Here is a 21372-nt window from a genome sequence, read left to right as displayed (position 1 = left end):
CACGGCATGGCAGCCGAACAGCAGGACACGGCAGTACCGACGGCTGCGCGCGAGCAGCACCAGCTGCTCGCCGAGCAGGTCGAGGAGCACCGCTTCCGGTACTACGTGAACGACCAGCCGGTCGTCAGCGACGCCGAGTTCGACCAGCTGCTGCGCTCGCTGGAGGCCCTGGAGGAGCAGTACCCCGAGCTGCGCACGCCCGACTCGCCCACCCAGAAGGTGGCCGGGGCGTACGAGACGGACTTCGCCTCCGTCGAGCACCGCGAGCGCATGCTCTCCCTCGACAACGCCTTCGACGACGAGGAACTGTCCGCCTGGGCCGACCGGGTCGCCCGTGACGTGAACACCCCGGACTACCACTACCTGTGCGAGCTCAAGGTGGACGGCCTCGCCGTCAACCTCACCTACGAGAACGGCCGCCTCACCCGCGCCGCCACCCGCGGCGACGGCCGCACCGGCGAGGACATCACGCCCAACGTCCGCACCATCGCCGAGATCCCGGACCGCCTCAAGGGGGACCGGGTCCCGGCCCTCGTCGAGATCCGCGGCGAGGTGTACTTCCCGATGGAGAAGTTCGAGGAGCTCAACGCCCGTCTGGTGGAGGCCGAGGGCAAGCCCTTCGCCAACCCGCGCAACGCGGCGGCCGGCTCCCTGCGCCAGAAGGACCCCAAGGTCACCGCCACCCGCCCGCTGCACATGGTGGTGCACGGCATCGGCGCCCGCGAGGGCTTCGAGATCGAGCGCCAGTCGCAGGCCTACGAGCTGCTGCGCGAGTGGGGCCTGCCCACCGCCCGGCACAACGCCGTGGTGTCCTCCCTGGCGGAGGTGCGCGCGTTCATCACCCGCTTCGGCGAGGACCGGCACTCCGTGGAGCACGAGATCGATGGCGTCGTCGTCAAGCTCGACGAGATCGCCCTCCAGGGCCGGCTCGGCTCCACCGCCCGCGCCCCGCGCTGGGCGATCGCCTGGAAGTACGCCCCCGAAGAGGTCAACACCAAGCTGATCAACATCAGGGTGGGCGTCGGCCGCACCGGGCGCGTCACCCCGTACGCCCAGGTCGAGCCGGTGACGGTGGCCGGCTCCGAGGTGGAGTTCGCGACCCTGCACAACCAGGAGGTCGTCAAGGCCAAGGGCGTCCTCATCGGGGACACCGTCGTCCTGCGCAAGGCGGGCGACGTCATCCCCGAGATCCTCGGGCCGGTGGTGGACCTGCGGGACGGCAGCGAGCGGGAGTTCGTGATGCCGACCGAGTGCCCCGAGTGCGGGACGGCCCTGCGCCCGATGAAGGAAGGCGACATCGACGTCCGCTGCCCCAACGGGCAGACCTGCCCAGCCCAGTTGCGCGAGCGCCTCTTCTACCTGGCCGGCCGGCAGTCCCTGGACATCGAGAGCTTCGGCATGGTGGCCGCCGCCGCCCTCACCGGCCCGCTGGAGCCGGCGCAGCCGCCGCTGCTCGACGAGGGGGACCTCTTCGACCTCACCATCGAGCAGCTGCTGCCCATCAAGGCGTACGTCCTCGACCCGGACAGCGGACTGCCCAAGCGGGACCCGAAGACGGGCCAGGAGAAGATCGTCACGGTCTTCGCCAACCAGAAGGGCGAGCCGAAGAAGAACGCCCTGGCGATGCTGGAGAACATCGCGGCGGCCAAGCACCGCCCGCTGGCCCGCATCATCAACGGCCTGTCCATCCGGCACGTCGGCCCGGTCGCCGCGGAGGCCCTCGCCCGCGAGTTCCGGTCGATCGACCGCATCGAACAGGCCACCGAGGAGGAGCTCACCGCGACCGAGGGCGTCGGCGCGATCATCGCCGCCTCCCTCAAGGAATGGTTCGCCGTCGACTGGCACCAGGAGATCCTGCGCAAGTGGCGGGCGGCCGGCGTGCGGATGGAGGAGGAGGGCTCCGGCGAGGAGGAGGGCCCGCGCCCCCTGGAGGGCCTGACCGTCGTCGTGACGGGCACCCTCCGGAACCACACCCGGGACGGCGCCAAGGAGGCCCTGCAGAGCCGCGGCGCCAAGGTCACCGGCTCGGTGTCGAAGAAGACCTCCTTCGTCGTGGTCGGTGACAACCCCGGCTCGAAGTACGACAAGGCCGTCCAGCTGAAGCTCCCGGTCCTCGACGACGCCGGCTTCGAGGTCCTGCTCGAACAGGGGCCCGAAGCGGCCCTGGAGGCGGCCCTTCCGCTGGACGGCGGCGGCGAAGGGCAGTAGTACCGCGAACGGATGCGCGGCGTGCGGCCGTACGGGCGGGCGCACGCCCCGGCGCGGCGCCCGGTGGTAAACGGCCGGTACATGGCTGGTCGAGGGCCGGTGAGCTGTCGGATCATCGGTGGGGTGACGGGGGGTCCTGGTCCAAACTCACCCGTTCGGCGGATACCGTACTGATGAGGATGGCTGGGTCGCATTCGGGCAACCACCGCCGACTGCTGCCCCTGGGAGCCTCTCCCGTCCTACTGTTGTGGGGTGCGCCTGTCGTGCGCGGCTGCCTGATGTGCCTTCCAGCCGTGATGGCATGACATCGGGGCCATCGCGCGACATCGGCATCGCCGGCTGTGAGAGGGACGGGCATGAAACCCACCGAAAGCGCCGACCCGTCACCTGAACTCGGCGGGGACCCCCCGTCCTTGCGGGTGGGCCGGCTCGGTGTCCTGCGTGCCAGGACACCGCAGACCCGCCCCCTGGACACCGGAGCGGGAGACCAGCGGCGCACCGTGCTGCCCGCCGTCGTCGTGGGCTCCGCCGCCGTGCTGCTCGTGGGCGGGATCGTCTCCGCCCTGACCGCCCGTCAGTCGCTGTTCCCGGGCGGCGCGGTCGGCTGGGCGCTGGCCCTGCTCACCGGCATCATCGTGGGCCACCTCGTCGCCCTCGGCCGCGACCGCTGGTGGGGCGGTACGGGCTCGGGCGCCGCCCTCACCCTCGGCGTGCTCATCCTCTACGGCTGGGTCCCCGCCGGACTCGTCTCGCTCGCCGTGGTCACCCTCGTCGGGGCCGCACGCCGGCACCGGTGGCGGCAGGGGCTGCTGCACGGCTCCGTCGACATCCTCGGCATCGGCGCGGGCGCCCTCGTCCTGGCCGCCTTCGGCGACGCGCCGACCGTGGAGTCACCCTGGCAGCCCACCACCTGGGACCTGGCGGCCGCACCCGAGGTGGCCCTGGTCGCCGTCTCCTACCTCCTCGTCACCCGCGTCCTGCTGTGGTTCGCGCTCACCCCGCCCGGCGGCGGCCTGCCCACGGTGGCCCGCACGGCCCTCCTGCGCCAGGCCCTGGTCGCGGCGGCGCTGCTCGGCATCGCCCCCCTGATCTGCGTGGTCGCCAGCACCCAGCCGGTGCTGCTGCCGCTGTTCGCCGTGCCGCTCATCGCCCTGGACTCCACCCTGTGGATCGCCCGCGCCCGCGCCGAGGAACAGCTGCGCGACCCGCTGACCGGGCTGCCGAACCGGCAGTGGCTGCTGGAGCGGACCTGGGCCGCCCTCGACGAGGCTGAACGTTTGGGCACCCGCTCGGCCCTCGTGCTGATCGACCTGGACCGCTTCCGCGCCGTCAACGACACCCTGGGCCACCTCGCCGGCGACCGCCTCCTGCTGCAGATCGCGGCCCGGCTGCGCCAGGCCCTCCCCGATGAGGCGGAGGCGGCCCGCCTGGGCGGCGACGAGTTCGCCGTCCTCCTCCCCACCACCGACTCCACCACCAGCGCCCAGCGGGTCGCCCGCCACCTGGTCGCCGAGCTCAGCTCCCCGCTGGACCTGGACGGGCTGACCCTCGTCCTGGAGGCCAGCGCGGGCCTCGCCGTCTTCCCGGACCACGCCCTGGACGCGGAGGGCCTGCTGCGCCGGGCCGACGTCGCCATGTACCAGGCCAAGCGGGACCGCACGGGCGTCGAGGTCTACGAGTCGAAGCGCGACAGCAACACCCCCGACCGCCTCGGCCTCCTCGGCGACCTCCGGCGCGCCCTGGACGCCGGCGAGGTCGAGCTCCACTACCAGCCCAAGGTCCGCTTCGACGGCCAGGTCGCCGGACTGGAGGCCCTGGTCCGCTGGGTCCACCCGGAACGCGGCCGCGTCCCTCCCGACGAGTTCATCGCCATCGCCGAGACCTCCGGGCTGATGCCGCACCTGACCGAGTACGTCCTGGAGACCGCCCTGGCCCAGGTCGCCCGCTGGCGCGCCCAGGGCCTGAAGGTCCCGGTCGCGGTCAACGTCTCCCCGCGCGACGTGCACACCCCCGGCTTCGCGGGCGCCGTGGCCGCCCGCCTGGCCCGCCACGGGGTCCCCGCGAGCGGCCTCCAGCTGGAGATAACGGAACACGTCCTCCTGGAGGACCCGCAGCGCGCGGCCGACACCATGGCCGGCCTGACCGGCCACGGCGTGAAGATGTCCCTGGACGACTTCGGCACGGGCTACTCCTCCCTGGTCCACCTGCGCCGCCTCCCGGTGAGCGAGCTGAAGATCGACCGCTCCTTCGTCGCCCGCCTGGCGGTCGACGCCCAGGACGCGGAGATCGTCCGCTGCACGGTGGACCTGGCCCACTCCCTGGGCCTCCTGGTCGTCGCGGAGGGCGTGGAGGACGACGAGACGTGGGAGCGCCTGCGGGACCTGGGCTGCGACGCGGTCCAGGGCTGGCTCGTCGCCGCCGCCATGCCGCCCCAGGAGGCCACGGCCTGGCTCCTGGCCCGGGGCGAGCGCGGCTGGCGCCGCCCGGCGGACATCACGGCGGAACTCGCCGCCACGGCCGACACCCCGGCCCCGTAGCGGTTCCCCGCGGGGCCCGGGCGGGGCCGGTCCGGTCCCGCCCGGGCGTCGGGTGCGGGCGGTGGGCCGCCGCGCGGGCTGGATCTCGCGCAGCGAAATTCCAGCCCCGCCGGCGTTTGAGGCACGGGGGTGCGGGGGCGGAGCCCCCGGAACGGGGTTCGGGGCGGAGCCCTGGGGAACGGGCGAAGGGCGGGGCGGGGAGACGGCTCCGCGCAGCGGCACACCCGCCCTTTGCCGCAGGCCTGCGGCAAACCGTTTACCGGGTCCGGGGCCGGGCCCCATAGGATTGGGCCCGAAACTACACACTCACCACCCCCAGAGGATCGCTGCATGCCTGGCATCACGCGCGAGGAGGTCGCCCACCTCGCTCGGCTGGCGCGTCTGGAGCTGAAGAGCGAAGAGCTCGACCACTTCGCCGGACAGCTCGACGACATCATCGGCGCGGTCGCCCGCGTTTCCGAGGTCGCCGACCAAGACGTCCCGCCGACCTCCCACCCGCTCCCGCTGACGAACGTCATGCGCGCGGACGAGGTCCGTCCCTCGCTCACCCCCGAGCAGGCGCTTTCCGGCGCTCCCGCCCAGGAGCAGCAGCGTTTCAAGGTGCCGCAGATCCTGGGGGAGGACTAATCACCATGGCTGACACCCACATCATCAAGCTGACCGCCGCCGAGACCGCCGAGAAGATCGCCTCCGGCGAGCTCACGGCCGTCGAGGTCACCGAGGCACACCTCGCCCGCATCGACGCGACCGACGAGAAGGTCCACGCCTTCCTCCACGTCGACCGCGAGGGCGCCCTCGCCCAGGCCCGCGCCGTCGACGCCAAGCGCGCCGCGGGCGAGGAGCTCGGCCCGCTGGCCGGCGTCCCGCTCGCCCTCAAGGACATCTTCACCACGGTCGGCGTACCGACCACCGTCGGTTCGAAGATCCTCGAAGGCTGGATCCCGCCCTACGACGCCACCCTGACGCGCAAGCTCAAGGAAGCCGACGTCGTCATCCTCGGCAAGACCAACATGGACGAGTTCGCCATGGGGTCCTCCACCGAGAACAGCGCGTACGGCCCCACCGGAAACCCCTGGGACCTCACCAAGATCCCCGGTGGCTCCGGCGGCGGCTCCGCGGCCGCCCTGGCCGCCTTCCAGGCCCCGCTCGCGATCGGCACGGACACCGGCGGCTCCATCCGCCAGCCCGCCGCCGTCACCGGCACCGTCGGCGTCAAGCCCACCTACGGCGGCGTCTCCCGCTACGGCATGGTGGCCTTCTCCTCCTCCCTCGACCAGGGCGGCCCCTGCGCCCGCACGGTCCTGGACGCGGCCCTCCTCCACGAGGTCATCGCCGGCCACGACCCGCTCGACTCCACCTCCATCGACGCCCCGGTCCCGCCGGTCGTCGAGGCCGCCCGCAACGGCTCCGTCGCGGGCATGCGCGTCGGCGTGGTCAAGCAGTTCCGCGGCGAGGGCTTCCAGGCCGGCGTCACCCAGCGCTTCGACGAGTCGGTGGAGCTCCTCAAGGAGCTCGGCGCCGAGATCGTCGAGGTGGACTGCCCGTCCTTCGACCTCGCGATGGCCGCGTACTACCTGATCGCGCCGTCCGAGTGCTCCTCGAACCTGGCCCGCTTCGACGCGATGCGCTACGGCCTGCGCGTCGGCGACGACGGTACGAGGTCCGCCGAGGACGTCACCGCCCTGACCCGCGAAGCCGGCTTCGGCGACGAGGTCAAGCGCCGCGTCATCCTCGGCACGTACGCGCTCAGCTCCGGCTACTACGACGCGTACTACGGCTCCGCCCAGAAGGTCCGCACGCTCATCACGAAGGACTTCGAGAAGGCCTTCGAGCAGGTCGACGTGATCGTCTCCCCGACGACCCCGACGACCGCCTTCGCCATCGGTGAGCGCACCGACGACCCGCTGGCGATGTACCTCGCGGACATTTGCACCATCCCGACCAACCTGGCCGGCAACTCCGCCATGTCGCTGCCCTGCGGCCTGGCCCCGGAGGACGGTCTCCCGGTCGGTCTGCAGATCATCGCCCCGGCGATGAAGGACGACCGTCTGTACAAGGTCGGCGCGGCCGTCGAGGCCGCCTTCGTCGAGCGCTGGGGCCACCCGCTGCTTGAGGAGGCTCCGTCGCTGTGAGTTCGAGTGCGCTGTCCAAGGCCAAGGGCTTCAAGAAGTCGAAGACCGGGACCTACCTGTCGATGGGCACCACCGCCTTCGGTGCCTTCAGTGTGATCAAGCAGGTGCGCAAGGCCCGCACCGAGCACGACACGCTCCAGCTCGTCGACGCCGTCGTGTCCGCCGCCGCCATCGTCACCGGGCTCGCGATCCTGTACCGCGAGCTGAAGCGCCTGGGCGACGACGACGTCCTGCTGGGCTGAGAGGGAAAGTTTCACCGTGACCACCTTCACCGAACTGCTGTCGTACGAAGACGCCCTCGCGTCGTACGACCCCGTCATGGGCCTCGAGGTCCATGTCGAGCTCGGCACCAAGACCAAGATGTTCTGCGGCTGCTCCACCGAGCTGGGCGCCGAGCCCAACTCGCAGACCTGCCCCACCTGCCTCGGTCTCCCCGGCTCGCTGCCGGTCGTCAACGCGATCGGCGTCGAGTCCGCCGTCAAGATCGGCCTCGCGCTGAACTGCGAGATCGCCGAGTGGTGCCGCTTCGCCCGGAAGAACTACTTCTATCCGGACATGCCGAAGAACTTCCAGACCTCCCAGTACGACGAGCCCATCGCCTTCAACGGCTACCTGGACGTCCAGCTGGAGGACGGCGAGGTCTTCCGCGTCGAGATCGAGCGCGCCCACATGGAGGAGGACACCGGCAAGTCGCTGCACGTCGGCGGCGCCACCGGCCGTATCCACGGCGCGTCCCACTCCCTGCTGGACTACAACCGCGCCGGCATCCCCCTCATCGAGATCGTCACCAAGCCGATCGAGGGCGCCGGCGAGCGTGCCCCCGAGGTCGCCAAGGCGTACGTGGCCGAGCTCCGCGAGGTCATCAAGGCGCTCGGCGTCTCCGAGGCCCGCATGGACAAGGGCCAGATGCGCTGCGACGTGAACCTGTCGCTGCGCCCGAACGGTACGAAGGAATTCGGCACCCGTTCGGAGACGAAGAACGTCAACTCGCTGCGCTCCGTCGAGCGCGCTGCCCGCTTCGAGATCCAGCGCCACGCGGCGGTGCTCTCGTCCGGCGGCTCCATCGTGCAGGAGACCCGGCACTTCCACGAGGAGGACGGCTCTACCACGGCCGGCCGCATCAAGGACAACGCCGAGGACTACCGGTACTTCCCGGAGCCCGACCTGGTCCCCGTCGCCCCGGCCCGCGCCTGGGTCGAGGAGCTGCGCGCCGCCCTCCCGGAGATGCCGCGCGTGCGCCGCAACCGCCTCCGCGAGGAGTGGGGCGTCAGCGAGCACGACATGCAGTCCATCCTCAACGCGGGCGCGGTGGACTCCATCGTCGCCACGATCGAGGAGGGCGCCGACTCGGCGGCCGCCCGCAAGTGGTGGATGGGCGAGCTCGCCCGCAACGCCAACGAGCAGGGCGTCTCGGTCGACGAGCTGCCGATCACCCCGGCCCAGGTGGCCCGTGTCGCGGCCCTGGTCGCGGCCGGCGACCTGAACGACAAGCTGGCCCGCCAGGTCATCGAGGGCGTCCTCGCCGGCGAGGGCACCCCGGACGAGGTCGTCGAGAAGCGCGGCCTGAAGGTCGTCTCGGACGAGGGCGCGCTCGGCGCGGCCGTGGACGAGGCCATCGCGGGCAACGCGGCCATCGCCGACAAGATCCGCGGCGGCAAGATCGCCGCCGTCGGCGCCCTGGTCGGTGCGGTCATGAAGACCACCCGCGGCCAGGCCGACGCGGCCCGCGTCAAGGAGCTCATCCTGGAGAAGCTCGGCGTCTCCGAGTAGGTTCAGGCGGCTGTCAGGCGGCGGCCCGTACCGATCGACCCGATCGGTGCGGGCCGCCCCCGTTTGTGCGGAGGGGGATACGGGTGGAGATCGGAGCGATGGTCATCGCCGTGGTGGGTGTGGCGGGGACCCTGGGGGGTGCCCTGCTCACGCAGCGGGGCGCGGAGCGGACGAAGCGGCGGGAGATAGAACTCGTGCGCGCGCACGAGGACGTTCGGGAGAACCTGGCCCTGCGGCGCGGCTGCTACACGGCCCTCAACCGCGACTCCCGGCAGTTCACCACCGCCCTCAACCGCCACCTGCACGTCATGCGGGAGGGCGGGGTCGAGGACGCGGACCGGGAGGCGCTCGACGCGGCGAAGGCCGCCCACCGGGACACGTACTCCGAGGCGCAGATGATCGCCCCGGACGACGTCCTCGCTCCCGCGACCGACGCCAACCACGCGCTGAACCTGGTCTACGGCCAGGTCAAACGCCTGGAGCGGGGCGAGCCCGAGGCGGGCGAGACGATGGAGACGGTCTCCCGGGCCCAGCAGGAGGTCTGGGACCTGCTCCGGGAGATGCGCGCGGCCATGCGGGCGGACCTCGGGGTGGCGTCCGACTGAATCCGCCGCCCGCTACTTCTTCAGGGTGGGCGTGCCCAGGACGAGCCGGCCCATCCCGCAGGTGTTCCCCGGGTCGACGTAGGAGATGTCGAGGCGCTTGCCGTTCGAGACGTCGAGCGACAGGGGCTTCGGCGATCCGACGCGCAGGGTGCCGCTCCACACGGATTTCCCGTCCACCTCCACGGTGACGCGGGCGTTCGCGTGCGTCGAGGCGTCGTCGACGCCGGCGACCATGGTCAGCGTCTTCCAGCCGCCGCCCAGGTCGTAGGATGCCGCCCCGTCGCAGATCTTGTAGGGTCCGGCAGCCACCAGGGCGGAGTCGTAGCGCTGGGAACCGAGCGTGCCGTCGCCCGCCTCGAACCAGGCGTACTCGCTCTTGGCGACCGGTGTCAGGGTGGTGAGCGAGACTCCGCCCGGGTCGGACGCGGCAGGGGGCGGAGAGGGCGATCGGGAGGAGGACGGGGCACTCGGCTTCGTGCCTCCCGCGCCGTCCGGGCCGCCGTCGGTCCCACCCCCGCCCCCGCCCCCGAACAGCTTCATGCCGGTGAGTGCGAGGGCCGCCAGGAGCACCGCGCCCGCCGCCGCCATCAGTACCGGGCGCCGGTGTTCCGGCGTCCGCGTCGGCCGCGCGTCCTGGATCTCGCCCAGCGGGAGGGAGACCACGGCCTGGCGCACCTCCTGCACCCACCCGACCAGGCTCAGCGGCCGCTCCTCGGGGTCGGTGGCGCAGAGCGAGACGACCCGCGCCCGCCGATCGGCGCCCAGGGCCGCGATCTGCGGCAGCTCCGCCATCGCCTCGGCCAGCAGGCCCGGGGTGCGGGGCGGCGACTCCCCGCTCAGCAGGAAGTACGCGATGGCGCCGAAGGCGTACCGGTCCGTGGCCGGGGTGCGCCTGCCGTCGAAGACCTCGGGGGCCGCGTAGCCGGGGGTGAACCAGATCTCGGCCGTCCGGTGTTCGGCGGTCAGCTTGCTGAGGCCGAAGTCCACCAGCGTGGCCTGCCCGTCGGCGTCGACCATCACGTTGCCGGGGGAGAGGTCACCGTGGACCACCTGGCGCCCGGAGGGGGTGGCCTTCCCCGAGTGCAGCCAGTCCAGCACGTCGGCGAGCTGCTCCAGCGTCCGCATCACCTCGCGCCGCCCGGCGGGGGTGGAGAGGTCCCGCTCGGTCCGCCAGTCGCGCAGGTCGAGCCCGTCCACCTGGTTCATGACCAGCACCAGGGACCGCCCGGACAGGCCGGAGGCCTCACCCGCAGGGTGGATCGGCGGGCCCTCGAAGTGCTCCCGCACGCCGACGACCCCGGGCCGGTGGACGAAGCGCAGCAACTCCGCCTGCTCGTTCCACTTCTGGCTGATCCGGGCGAACTCCTCGGACGAGATCGTCGTCTTGGAGTCGAGCACCTTGACGACGACGGGCTCGGCCCCGCCCGCCAGCTCGATCTCCGCGAGATGGATCACGGCCTCGCCGCCGCGCCCGATGGACCGCAGCAACCGGTACCGGTCGGGTGCCGAGTCTGGGCCGATGTAGAGCTTCTGGCTGGTCAAGCCGCCCCCAGTGCCAGTCAGTTGAGTGGAGATCAGCTTGGCTGGCCGGAGCGGGCGGGGTCAATGGGAATCGGTGGTCCCGAGGAAGGCGGACCAGGCGGCGGGGGCGACGGTGAGGACGGGACCGCCGGTCACCTTGGAGTCCCGGACGTGGACGGCGGCGGGGTGGGCGGCCACCTCGACGCAGTCGCCGCCGGCGTCACTGCTGTGGCTCGACTTCCGCCAGTTGTAGGCGACTTCGAAGCAAGCGCCACCCGCGTCACTGCTGTAGCTCGACTTGAACCAGGCCAGTTGGTGGGTCATGACTCTCCTAGCAGGTCGTCCAGCAGGCTCTTGCTGTGCTCGATGGAGAGCGCCTGCGAACGCAGCATCCCATACTTGAGATGGAGGAGATGGACCTCGTCCGGGTCGTCCTGGAGGAAGCTGACGTGCTGTCCCTCCAGGTAGCCGAGCTGGTCGTGATCAGGGGTCTCCAGCAGCACCATGGGTCCCGCCAGCCCCGCATGAGTCTCACGGTTGGTGCGCATGATCTGGAGTCCTACGAAGGGGAGTTCGGCCATCTCGCGCAGGTGGCGCAGCTGTCCGCGCAGGATTCCCCGACCACCGATCGGACGCTCCACCAGGGACTGCTCGATCATGAAGTGCATGAGCGGCGGTTGCGGTTTGCGTTGGAAGAGGTTCTGGCGGGCGATCCGGTCTTCGGTCTGCTGGGTGATCTGGTCGGCGGGCATCGGCGGGTAGAAGTTCGAGAAGACCGCCTCCGCGTACTCCGGGGTCTGGAGCAGTCCCGGGATCGAGGCGTTCTGGTACGAGAGCAGGCTCAGCGCCTCTTCCTCGTGCTCCATGTACTCGCGGGCGAACGCCGGATATCGCTCCCGCCGAGGGATCGCGGCGGCCGCATGGTGCAGCACGCCGTTCGAGTCGAGGTGGTTGTCGAGGACCTCGGCCATCCGTACGGACAGCGGCCTGCGGCCCTGTTCAACGGAGGCGATGGACTCGACGTCGCAGAAGGCCAGTTCGGCCAGTTGTACCTGGGTGTACCCGGCGCGCTTGCGCTGATGGGCCAGCAGGACGCCGACGACCTTCCAAGAGGCGTTGCGCTGGGGCCTGTTGCTCTGGGGCATGCCGGACACTTTTCCCTCTCTCGGCCCGGCTGACCCGCGAACCGCCCGTACGCCACCCGTACAGAACCTGTGTACTGGCTATTTCTGTAGTGATCGCTAGTAAATCTATGTATCGTTCAATCAGTAACGACCGCTACAGAAATGTCGAGGGGACTGCCGTGTCCGTCATCACGACCGCCACCGCCACCTACGCCCGCACCGTCCGCAAGGAGAGCGGCGGTCCCGGTCTCCTGCTCGCCCACGGAGGCGGCGGCGCCGTCGAGAGCAACTTCGGGGCGATCCTCGACGAGCTCGCCGCCGAGCACAGCGTCGTCGGCGTCGACTACCCCGGCACCGGCGGAACTCCGAAGTCCAAGGAGCCGCTCCGGCTGGACGAGCTGGCCGATCAGCTGGTGGCCGCCGCCGATGACGAGGGGCTGGAGACGTTCGCCGTGCTCGGGTACTCCCTCGGCGGGAACGTCGCGCTGCGGATCGCCGCCCGGTACCCCGAGCGGGTGACCGCGCTCGTCCTCACCGCCACCTTCGTGCACGCCGGGAACCGGCTGAAGCTGGTCGGCGACCTGTGGTCGGGGCTGGCGGCGCGGGGTGAGAACGAGCTGCTGGCGCGGCTGATGGTGCCGCTGGCGCTCAGCCCGGCGGCGCTGGAGGGGCTGGCCCCGGAAGAGGTCGAGGAGTTCGTGCGGGCGACCGCCGCGTCCGTGCCCGCGGGCACGGTGGACCAGGTCGACCTGATCAAGGGGGCCGACCTGCGCGCGGAGGCGGCGGGAGTCTCCGTACCGGCCCTGGTGATCGCGACCACCGAGGACCGGCTCGTGCCCCTGGAGCTCCAGCGCGAGCTGGCCGGGGCCGTGCCGGGCGCCCGGTACGCGGAGCTGCCCACCGGGCACCTCCCCTTCGCCGAGCGCCCGGACGAATGGGCCGCGCTGATCACGGAGTTCCTCAGTGAGCGGCGGCAGGCCGGCTGAGGAAGGCCAGGCGGGCGGGCTTGGCCGGGAGGTGGACCTCGGGGAGGTCGATCTCCGGGAGTTCCACCTCCGGGCCGAGCTCGAAGCCGGTGCGCTCCAGCAGCGCGATGGCCTTGGCGTTGCGGGCGTCGGGCTCCCCGACCACCCGCAGCGCGCCCGCGTCGGTGAACAGGTAGGTCAGGAAGGCCTCCATCAGGGCGCCGGTGAAGCCGTGCCGGGCGGCGCCCCGGCTGGGGCCGAGCAGCAGGTGCACGCCGACGTCCCCCGGCCGGACCTCGTAGCACTCGCTGACCCGGTCCTCGGCGCAGTCGTACGTCTGGAACAGCGCGACCTGCTCCCCGTCCAGGCCGACCATGAACGCGTGGTGGGTGGTGCGGCGGTCCACGTCCTCGTAGATCTCCCGCACCAGCTCGCGGCTGGCTCCGCCCATGCCCCAGAAGCGGGCCCGCTCCTCGGTGACCCAGCTGTGGATCACCTCGGCGTCGGCGGCGGGGTCGACGGGGGTGAAGGAGACCGTGCCGAAGCCCTCGACGGGGTGGGTGTAGACGGCGGTGCGGGTCATGAGGGTTCCTTGGTGAGGCGGGTCCAGTCGGTGACGACCGGGACGAGTTCGCAGCGGGCCCAGAGCGGGAGCTGGTCGCGGTGGTGGGGGGAGCCGGTGACGCCGTCGGCGCCGAGCGGGACCGCCCAGAGGCTGTGGTCGCGGTCGGCGAGGTCCCAGACGTAGCGGGCCGCCGAGGCGCGGGCGACGGTGTCCGTGACGCCCGGGACGGAGGAGGTGGCGTTGACGCAGTCGTGGTCGCCGCCCAGGCCGGGCCAGACGGCCTCCGGGTCCGGGACGGCCTGCCAGGGGGTCAGCCGGTGCGTCCGCGACCACGGGGCTTCGGGGGCGTCGGCCGCCGCCGTCTCCTCCAGGGCGGCGCGGACGTGCGCCGCGCGGTCCAGCTCGGGCAGGAGGGGCGTGGCCAGCAGGCCTTCGAGGGCGTAGCCGACGCGGGGGACCAGGTACAGCCAGGGGCGGAACACCTCCGGGCCGCCGGGCGCGCCGGCCAGGTCCGCGAAGACGGGGTCGGCCGCCAGGCGGCGTACGACGGCCGTGCGGAAGGCCGCGAAGACGGCGGCGTCGGTGCTGTCCGCCTCCATGTGCCGGTCCCAGGCCAGCAGCCGCTCGCGGAGCCGGGCGGCGGCGGGGGAGAGGGTGCCCGGGCCGGGCAGCAGGGCGAGCAGCGGGGCGGCGGAGGCCAGGTGGGTGTCGCGGTGGACCTCGGCCATCGCCTTCGGGGACCAGTCGGCGGAGGCGTCGAGCAGGGCGCGGATCCGGTCGGCGCGGTGCGGGGGCGCGAACTCCACGCCGAGGGGGGAGGCGATGCCGCGCGCGTTCGCCATCACGGCGGGGCCCCGGACGGGTTCGGCAGGGGTCTCGGCCCAGCCCCGCCAGGCGTGGCGGGCGTCCCAGGCGGGCACCGGGCGCAGCCGGTTGGCGGCCTCGCGCAGCGGTACGGCGCCGGCGACGCGGTGCAGCAGGCCGCCCCCGGTGTCGGCGGCGTGCACGACGTTGACGGGCTCGGCCCAGCCGTCGAGGGCGCGGTCCACGTCGGCGACCGTGCGGGCGCGCAGCAGCGCGGGCAGGACGGCGAAACCCAGGTCGGCGCGGACGCGGGGCGGGTAGCGCAGGGAGAGGACGGCGGAGCCGTCGTTGACGATCACCGGGCCGCGGGCGGTCTCCAGGACCTCGACCTCGACGTCCTCGCCGCCGGCCACGGTGATGGTCTCGGTGTGGCGGGCGACCGGCTGCCAGTCGCCGTCGGGTCCCAGTGCCTCGACGCCGTAGGCCGCGGGGCGCAGCCGCTCGGTGTACAGGTCCTGGTAGTCGGCCATGGCGTTGGTGATGGCCCAGGCGACGGATCCGGTGTGGCCGAAGTGGGCGAGGCCCGGGACGCCGGGGACGGCCAGGCCGAGGACGTCGTACTCCGGGCAGGCCAGGCGGATCTGCTGGTAGACGCCCGGGTCCTCGATGAACCGGTGCGGGTCGCCCGCGATGATCGCCGCGCCGCCGGCGGTGCGGTCGCCCGGGACCAGCCAGCCGTTGCTGCCGGCGGTGCCGGGGCCGTCGGTGGCGAAGAGGGTGGCCGCGTCGTCGCCGAGGGCGCGGGCGACGCGGTCGCGCCAGAGCTTGGTGGCGAAGCCCGCGAAGAGGATGTGGGTGCCGGTCCAGATCGAGAGCGGGACCCACGGTTCCCAGGGGGCGGGGGTGTGGCCGGCCGCCGCGAAGCGGTCGTCGCGGGCCGTGCCCTCGGCCAGGCCCGCGTTGACCCCGTCGACGTAGGCGCCGACCCAGGCCGCCGTGTCCGCGTCCAGGGCCTCGAAGCACCGGCGGGCGGTGTCGTCGAGGCGGGCCTGGCGGGCGAAGCGGTCCCAGGGGACGCAGTCGGCCCCGAGGAAGGAGGCGCTGGAGCCCTGGGCGCGGTGCCGCTCCACCTCCAGCTGCCAGGCCCGGTCCCGGGCGGTGACCCGGCCCTGGGTGTAGGAGAGGCGGAGCGGGTCGGACGCGCGCAGGTGCGGGATGCCCCAGCTGTCGCGGTAGACCTCGTAGGCCTCGGTGGTCACAGCGCTCACGCTCTTCCCCCAGTGTCTTAGGTTAGGCTGACCTAACTATAAGGGTGTCCGGGGGAGTGCCCGCCGCCAGGTCCGGTCAGGCGCCGACGGTGCCGTCGATCGCCTCCCGCAGGAAGTCCGCGTGGCCGTTGTGGCGGGCGTACTCGTGGATCATGTGCAGCATCACCAGGCGCAGCGAGGCGTCCTCCTCCCACCTCGGCACGTACGCCGTCACCTCCAGGGACTCGGCCGCCGCCTCCACCGTGCGGGAGTGCGCCACCTCCGCCTCCCAGGCGGCGAAGGCCTCGGCGCGGGTCGCGCCGGAGGCGTCGTAGGCGGCCTGGAAGTCGCGGCTGTCCGACCACAGGTGGGGGACCTCCGTGTCCCCGCCGATCGTGCGGCGGAACCACTGGCGCTCCACCTCGGCCATGTGCCGGACCAGGCCCAGCAGGGAGAGGGTGGAGGGCGGGGAGGCCCGGCGGCGCAGTTCCTCGTCGGTGAGTCCGTCGCACTTCCAGGCGAGGGTGGCCCGGTGGAAGTCGAGGAAGGCGCGGAGGGTCTCGCGTTCGTCCCCGGTCAGGGGCGGTCCGATGCGTTCGGTGGTGTCCATGGGTGTGATCCTTCCGCCCTTTCGGCGGCCCGGGAAGCGAATTCCCGGCCCGGGCCGGCGGCCCGCCAGCGGGGGAGCCGTCCGCCCCGGCGGCGGCCGTACCCGTCCTCAGCCCTGCCAGATGTACGGGACGGTGACGCCCAGCACGCCGAAGCCCAGGCGCTCCAGGATCGGCCGGCTGTCGTCCGAGGCGTCGACCTGGAGGTAGGGGATCCCGCGCTCGGCCGCGATCCGGGCGCGGTGGGCCACCAGCAGGCGGTAGATGCCCCGGCCCCGCCAGTCCGGGTCGGTGCCGCCGCCCCACAGGCCGGCGAAGTCGCTGCCCGCCCGGACCTCCATCCGGGCCGAGCTGACCGGGACCTCCCCGGCCATCGCCACCACGACCTCGATCGACTCGGGGTCCTCCCGCAGCTGGGCGAGCACGTCCTCCTTGATCCGGGGCCGCTCGACGCCGAAGGCCCGGTCGTGCGCGGCCATCATCAGGTCCACGCCCGCCTCGTCCGTCACCCGCATCAGGGTGATCCCCTCCGGCGGTTCCACCGGCAGGGCGGCCAGGTCGGCGGTCCGGCCCACCATCAGCGTCTCGGCCGGCTCCGGCACGAAGCCCGCCGCGCGCAGCCGGTCGGCGAGATCGGCCGGACGGTCATGGGTGTACAGCTTCCACTCGAACACCGGCCCGCCCGCCGCCCGCGCGCCCGCGCCGAAGTGCGCCACCTGTGCCGCGATCTCCGCGTCCGCGGTGTCCTCGTCGAGGTCCGACCACACCACCCCGTTCCAGCCGGGCACGCTCATCCGTACGACCCGGCCCGCCCGCTCCACGTGCGGACCCTCCGCCGCGCGCCGCACCTCGCAGTCGTAGCGGTCGCGCACCTTCAGCAGCTCATCAAGATCAATCGTCATGCGCGCAGCTCATCAGCTGATCCTCCGCCCCCACAAGTGCAATAGCCTCGACCCGTGAACGACGACCGCACCATCTACACCGGCAAGGCCACCCCCGACGCCGCCGCGGACCGGGGCTGGCTCCTGGGGCACTTCAAGGAGCCGGGCGACCCCCGCCACAGTGAGGACGTCGAGATCAAGTGGGGCGTCCACCCCAAGGGCGAGGCGCGCGAGCGCTGGGTCACCGGGGAGCGGCGCACCGCCCTCCAGGTGCTGATCAGCGGCCGCTTCCGGCTGGAGTTCCCCGGCCGCACCGTCGTCCTCGCCGAACAGGGCGACTACGTCGTCTGGGGCCGCGGCGTCGACCACTCCTGGTACGCGGAGGAGGACACCGTCGTCCTCACCGTCCGCTGGCCCTCCGTCCCGGGCTACCGGGCCGACGGAGACGCCGGAGAACGGGCCTGTGACGATGCACACGAAAGCGACCGACGATCACGAAACGCTGCGATCGTGTCGACTGAGGTGTAGACCCCCGTACCTTTCACAAGTCCACGACCCACCCGTCCACGACTTCACGAGTTCAAGCGTTCTTTGCGTCGGGCCGACTCCCGCTGAAGATCCGAACCACCAGGGAGCACGTCCGTTGGCAGCAATCGCGCGGTGGTGCATGCGCCACCGGCTGGTCACCGTCCTGATCTGGCTGCTCGCACTCGGCGGGACCGCCGCCGCGGCCGCGGCCGCCGGAACGGCGTTCTCCAACGACTACGAGGTCCCCGGCACGCAGTCCAGCAGGGCCAACGCCCTCCTGCGCGACGGCTTCCACGGCCAGGGCGGCGACACCGACACCATCGTCTGGCGGACCCCGGACCACCAGACGGCCCGGACCCCCGAGGTCGAACGCCGGATGAGCCGGGCCCTGGACGCCGTCGCCGCCCTCCCCGGCGTCGGCTCCGTCAGCGGCCCGTACGGGCCCGGCCCCGGCGCCGCGGCCCAGATCAGCCCCGACGGCCGCACCGCCTACGCCGTGGTCACCTTCGACCGGCAGGCCGACTCCGTGCCCAAGGCCCAGGCCCGGGCGGTCGTGGAGGCGGCCAAGAACCCCGACACCGAGGCCGGCGGCCTCCAGGTCGAACTCGGCGGCCGCGCCATCGGCCTGACCGAGGCCCCCAGCCCCCACCTCGCCGAGGTCATCGGCGTGGCCATCGCCGCCCTCGTCCTCTTCCTCGCCTTCGGCTCCCTCGCCGCGAGCCTGCTGCCCATCGCGACCGCCCTCGTCAGCGTCGGCAGCGCCTACTTCGGCATCACCCTCCTCGGGCACGCCATGGCCGTCGCCGACTTCGCCCCGATGCTCGGCACCCTCGTCGGCCTCGGCGTCGGCATCGACTACGCCCTCTTCATCGTCACCCGGCACCGCAAGGGCCTGGCCCGCGGACTGGACGTCGGGGAGGCCGCCGAGAACGCCGTCGCCACCACCGGACGGGCCGTCGTCTTCGCCGGGGCCACCGTCTGCATCGCCCTGCTCGGCATGCTGGTGCTGCGGCTCGACTTCCTCAACGGTGTCGCGATAGCCGCGTCCCTCACCGTGGTCCTGACCGTGGGGGCCTCCGTCACCCTCCTGCCCGCCCTCCTCTCGTACATCGGCGTGCGGGCCCTGTCCCGCCGCGAACGCCGCAGGCTCGCCGCCGAGGGCCCCCGGGCCGAGGCGCCCACCGGGTTCGCGGCGCGCTGGTCGGCCTTCGTCGAACGCCACCCCAAACTCCTGGGCCTGGCCGCCGCCCTCGTCATGGCCGTCCTCGCGCTGCCCACCCTCTCGCTCCACCTGGGCACCTCCGACCAGGGCAACAACCCGGCCTCCTCCACCACCCGCAAGGCCTACGACCTGCTCGCCGACGGCTTCGGCCCGGGCGTGAACGGCCCGCTCACCGTCGTCGCCCGGCTCGACGGCGCCGGCGACCGGGTCGCCGTCGAGCGGCTGGCCGACGCGCTGCGCACCACCGACGGCGTCGCCTCCACGGGCCCGGCCGTCTTCAACCGCAGCGGCGACACCGCCGTGCTGACGGTCGTCCCGGACTCCGCCCCGCAGTCCCGGGCCACGAGCGCGCTCGTCGACCGCCTCCGCGAGGACGTCATCCCGCGCGCCGGACACGGCACCTCCATGGAGGCCCGCGTCGGCGGCGTCACCGCCGGCTACGACGACTTCGCGGACGTGATCGTCGGCAAACTGCCGCTCTTCGTCGGCGTGGTCGTCGCCCTCGGCTGCCTGCTCCTGCTGCTGGCCTTCCGCTCCCTCGGCATCCCGCTCAAGGCGGCCGCCATGAACGTCGCCGCCGTCGCCTCCTCCTTCGGCGTCGTCGTCGTGATCTTCCAGTGGGGCTGGGGCAGCGAACTGCTGGGCCTGGGCAGCGCCGGCCCCATCGAGCCCTTCCTGCCGGTGATCATGGTGTCGGTGCTCTTCGGGCTCTCCATGGACTACCAGGTCTTCCTGGTCAGCCGGATGTACGAGGAATGGCTGGAGACCGGCGACAACCGGCGGGCCGTGCGCGTGGGCCTCGCCGAGACCAGCCGCGTGATCAACTCGGCCGCGGTCATCATGATCTCGGTCTTCCTGGCCTTCGTGCTCAGCGGCGACCGGATCATCGCCATGTTCGGCATCGCGCTCGCCGCCGCCGTCGCCCTCGACGCCTTCGTCCTGCGCACCCTGCTCGTCCCCGCGCTCATGCACCTGCTCGGCGGGGCGAACTGGTGGATCCCCGGCTGGCTCGACCGCCGGATGCCCAGGATCAGCATCGAACCCCCGGAGTGCCGCCCCCGTGCGACACTTCCGGCGCAGCGGCCGGACGCGGACCACGCGGAACCGGCCGAGTTGTCCCGCTGACCGGTTACGAGCCGTAAGGAAGCACGCATGTTCGCGATAGACCTGGCCGAGGACGCCCAGCTCTTCCCGCTGGAGGTCTGGCACGCGGAGGAGTTCCTCGCGCACATCGACCGGGGACGGGAGTTCATCGGGCAGTTCATCGGCTTCCCCGACCGCACCACCGACCTCGACTCGGCCCGGCAGCTCCTGCGCTCCAACGCCGAGAAGTCCGCCGCCGACGGCGCCCGCCTCTACGGCATCCGGCTCGGCGGCACCCTGGTCGGCGGCGTCCTCTTCCCGAACTTCGACGCCGCCGCCGGCACCTGCGAGGTCGGCTGCTGGATGGAGCCCGCCGGTACCGGCCGGGGCCTGGTCACCAAGGCCTGCCGGGTGCTCATCGACTGGGCCTTCGACGTGCGCGGCATGCACCGCGTCGAATGGCACGTCGCCAGCGGCAACGGGAAGAGCATCGCCGTCGCCGAGCGCCTGGGCCTCACCCGCGAGGGCGTCCTGCGCCAGAACCACCTGCACCGCGGCGTCCGCCAGGACACCGAGGTCTGGTCGGTCCTCGCCGCCGAATGGGCCGCCGCCCGCACCGCGTAGCCGCCACGGCCGCGGGCCCCGCCGGGGACCCGCGGCCCACCGGGCCCGGCGGGCCGCGGGGCCTCTCAGGAGCCTCTCAGAAACGCCGCCTACGGTGCGCGCCATGGACACCACCAAGACCGCCGCCCCGACCGCTCCCGAGACGGACGCCGCCGAGGACAAGCCGGTCACCGGCACCCCGGCCGCGGCCGGGGACACCGCCGCCCCCACCGCCGGAACCGACCGGCCGGACGCCGAGCCCGCCCCCGACGCCGCCGACGGTGCCGCCGAGGACCTCGCCGACGAGCAGACCGGCGAGGACGTGGGCGACGACGGGGACGACGACGGGGACGACGACGGGGCGGACGCCCTCCCCGAGCGGCCCACCGGCGTCGGCTCCGCGGCCGCCGCCCTCACCGCCGCCGGCCTCGGCCTCATCGCCCTCAGCGGCAGCTGGGTCGCCCGCGTGATCGGCGAGCGCCAGACCCTCATCGGCCAGATCGAGTCGGCCAACGCCACCACCGCCAAGGAGAAGATCGCCGCCCTGTACGGCGACGCCTGGCACATGACCGCCCTCGTCAACGGCCTCCTCTCCTCCCTCGCCCTGCTGCTCGCCGCCGTCGTCCTCGCCGCCCCCGCCTTCGGCGCCCCCGGCCGGGTCCACCCCGCCTGGGTCCGCTCCGTCTCCTGGGCCGCCGTCGCCCTGGGCGTCCTCGGCGTCCTGCTCTTCGGACTCATGTACTTCGACCTCCTCGTCCCCCTCCCGACGGCCGCCGAGTAGGCACCGCCTTACCCCCCGCCTTAGGCCGCCCCCGGGCGGCTCCAGGACTTCTCAGGACCCCGGGCTCCCGCCCTAAGGACCCCGGGGCCCCACAGATGAGGCATGAGCCCCATGTGCCGCACCCCTCTGGGACGCGAATCTTGGATCACACCGAACGAGGTGCCCGAGAACGCCCACCAGGGAGAACG

Annotated in this window: 19 protein-coding genes; 12 read left to right on the top strand and 7 right to left on the bottom strand. The window is 72.7% G+C overall.

Going from position 1 to position 21372, the window contains the following annotated elements:
* The first annotated feature begins 6 nt into the window (after nt 1-6).
* The 7 genes from ligA (at nt 7) to AB0469_RS15735 (ending at nt 9252) form a co-directional block, all read left to right on the top strand.
* Nucleotides 7-2208, top strand: a complete 2202-nt coding sequence (gene ligA, locus AB0469_RS15765; protein WP_366451949.1) for an NAD-dependent DNA ligase LigA — start codon at nt 7-9, stop codon at nt 2206-2208.
* Between the two features lie 356 nt (nt 2209-2564).
* On the top strand, nt 2565-4745 hold the full coding sequence (locus tag AB0469_RS15760; protein ID WP_366451948.1) for a bifunctional diguanylate cyclase/phosphodiesterase: 2181 nt from the start codon (nt 2565-2567) through the stop codon (nt 4743-4745).
* A 330-nt stretch (nt 4746-5075) separates the two neighbouring features.
* Complete coding sequence (gene gatC / locus AB0469_RS15755) at nt 5076-5372, top strand: Asp-tRNA(Asn)/Glu-tRNA(Gln) amidotransferase subunit GatC (protein ID WP_007266718.1); 297 nt, start codon at nt 5076-5078, stop codon at nt 5370-5372.
* Nucleotides 5372-6877, top strand: a complete 1506-nt coding sequence (gene gatA, locus AB0469_RS15750; protein WP_366452094.1) for an Asp-tRNA(Asn)/Glu-tRNA(Gln) amidotransferase subunit GatA — start codon at nt 5372-5374, stop codon at nt 6875-6877. The genes gatC and gatA overlap by 1 nt, the downstream gene beginning before the upstream one ends.
* A gap of 62 nt (nt 6878-6939) precedes the next feature.
* Nucleotides 6940-7119: a hypothetical protein gene (locus AB0469_RS15745; protein WP_344165909.1), complete on the top strand. Its 180-nt coding sequence runs from the start codon at nt 6940-6942 to the stop codon at nt 7117-7119.
* A 16-nt stretch (nt 7120-7135) separates the two neighbouring features.
* On the top strand, nt 7136-8647 hold the full coding sequence (gene gatB, locus AB0469_RS15740; RefSeq protein WP_079429905.1) for an Asp-tRNA(Asn)/Glu-tRNA(Gln) amidotransferase subunit GatB: 1512 nt from the start codon (nt 7136-7138) through the stop codon (nt 8645-8647).
* A gap of 83 nt (nt 8648-8730) precedes the next feature.
* Nucleotides 8731-9252, top strand: coding sequence for a hypothetical protein (locus AB0469_RS15735; RefSeq protein WP_366451947.1), 522 nt, complete (start codon nt 8731-8733; stop codon nt 9250-9252).
* Between the two features lie 12 nt (nt 9253-9264).
* Here the strand turns inward: AB0469_RS15735 and AB0469_RS15730 are convergent, their stop codons facing one another.
* Genes AB0469_RS15730 through AB0469_RS15720 form a run of 3 tightly spaced genes read right to left on the bottom strand, consistent with a single transcriptional unit; the run spans nt 9265 to nt 11918 of the window.
* Nucleotides 9265-10794: a protein kinase gene (locus AB0469_RS15730; protein WP_366451946.1), complete on the bottom strand. Its 1530-nt coding sequence runs from the start codon at nt 10792-10794 to the stop codon at nt 9265-9267.
* Nucleotides 10795-10854: 60 nt separating this feature from the next.
* Complete coding sequence (locus AB0469_RS15725) at nt 10855-11097, bottom strand: DUF397 domain-containing protein (protein ID WP_366451945.1); 243 nt, start codon at nt 11095-11097, stop codon at nt 10855-10857.
* Nucleotides 11094-11918 carry a helix-turn-helix transcriptional regulator gene (locus AB0469_RS15720; RefSeq protein WP_366451944.1) on the bottom strand — a complete coding sequence of 275 codons (825 nt, stop codon included), beginning with the start codon at nt 11916-11918 and terminating at the stop codon, nt 11094-11096. Before AB0469_RS15720 ends, AB0469_RS15725 begins: the two co-directional genes overlap by 4 nt.
* Nucleotides 11919-12076: 158 nt before the next feature.
* On the opposite strand from AB0469_RS15720, the gene AB0469_RS15715 reads away from it, so the two are divergent.
* Nucleotides 12077-12883: an alpha/beta hydrolase gene (locus AB0469_RS15715; protein WP_366451943.1), complete on the top strand. Its 807-nt coding sequence runs from the start codon at nt 12077-12079 to the stop codon at nt 12881-12883.
* Here AB0469_RS15715 and AB0469_RS15710 read toward each other — a convergent pair.
* From AB0469_RS15710 to AB0469_RS15695, 4 genes are all read right to left on the bottom strand, one after another.
* Entirely contained in the window at nt 12858-13445 is a 588-nt protein-coding gene (locus AB0469_RS15710) for a GNAT family N-acetyltransferase (RefSeq protein ID WP_366451942.1), read from the bottom strand. The two genes, AB0469_RS15715 and AB0469_RS15710, sit on opposite strands and share 26 nt — an antisense overlap.
* The gene (locus AB0469_RS15705; RefSeq protein WP_366452093.1) at nt 13442-15490 is read right to left on the bottom strand and encodes a penicillin acylase family protein; all 2049 of its coding nucleotides are present in this window, start codon (nt 15488-15490) and stop codon (nt 13442-13444) included. The genes AB0469_RS15710 and AB0469_RS15705 overlap by 4 nt, the downstream gene beginning before the upstream one ends.
* An 85-nt stretch (nt 15491-15575) precedes the next feature.
* On the bottom strand, nt 15576-16088 hold the full coding sequence (locus tag AB0469_RS15700) for a DinB family protein (RefSeq protein ID WP_366451941.1): 513 nt from the start codon (nt 16086-16088) through the stop codon (nt 15576-15578).
* Between the two features lie 108 nt (nt 16089-16196).
* Nucleotides 16197-16988: a GNAT family N-acetyltransferase gene (locus AB0469_RS15695; protein ID WP_366451940.1), complete on the bottom strand. Its 792-nt coding sequence runs from the start codon at nt 16986-16988 to the stop codon at nt 16197-16199.
* 54 nt (nt 16989-17042) lie between these two features.
* Here AB0469_RS15695 and AB0469_RS15690 point away from each other — a divergent pair, with 54 nt between their 5' ends.
* From AB0469_RS15690 to AB0469_RS15675, 4 genes are all read left to right on the top strand, one after another.
* The gene (locus tag AB0469_RS15690; RefSeq protein WP_366451939.1) at nt 17043-17495 is read left to right on the top strand and encodes a signal peptidase I; all 453 of its coding nucleotides are present in this window, start codon (nt 17043-17045) and stop codon (nt 17493-17495) included.
* 115 nt (nt 17496-17610) lie between these two features.
* A complete protein-coding gene (locus AB0469_RS15685) occupies nt 17611-19842 on the top strand; it encodes an MMPL family transporter (RefSeq protein WP_366451938.1) in 2232 nt (743 codons plus the stop codon).
* A gap of 27 nt (nt 19843-19869) precedes the next feature.
* Nucleotides 19870-20424, top strand: coding sequence for a GNAT family protein (locus AB0469_RS15680; RefSeq protein ID WP_366451937.1), 555 nt, complete (start codon nt 19870-19872; stop codon nt 20422-20424).
* 103 nt (nt 20425-20527) lie between these two features.
* Nucleotides 20528-21184, top strand: coding sequence for a hypothetical protein (locus AB0469_RS15675; protein WP_366451936.1), 657 nt, complete (start codon nt 20528-20530; stop codon nt 21182-21184).
* Nucleotides 21185-21372 lie beyond the last annotated feature (188 nt).

The sequence above is a fragment of the Streptomyces sp. NPDC093801 genome, assembly GCF_040701585.1.
Taxonomy (GTDB): Bacteria; Actinomycetota; Actinomycetes; order Streptomycetales; family Streptomycetaceae; genus Streptomyces.
Note: the sequence above shows the minus strand (reverse complement) of the source record. Positions and strands in the feature narration are given on the sequence as shown.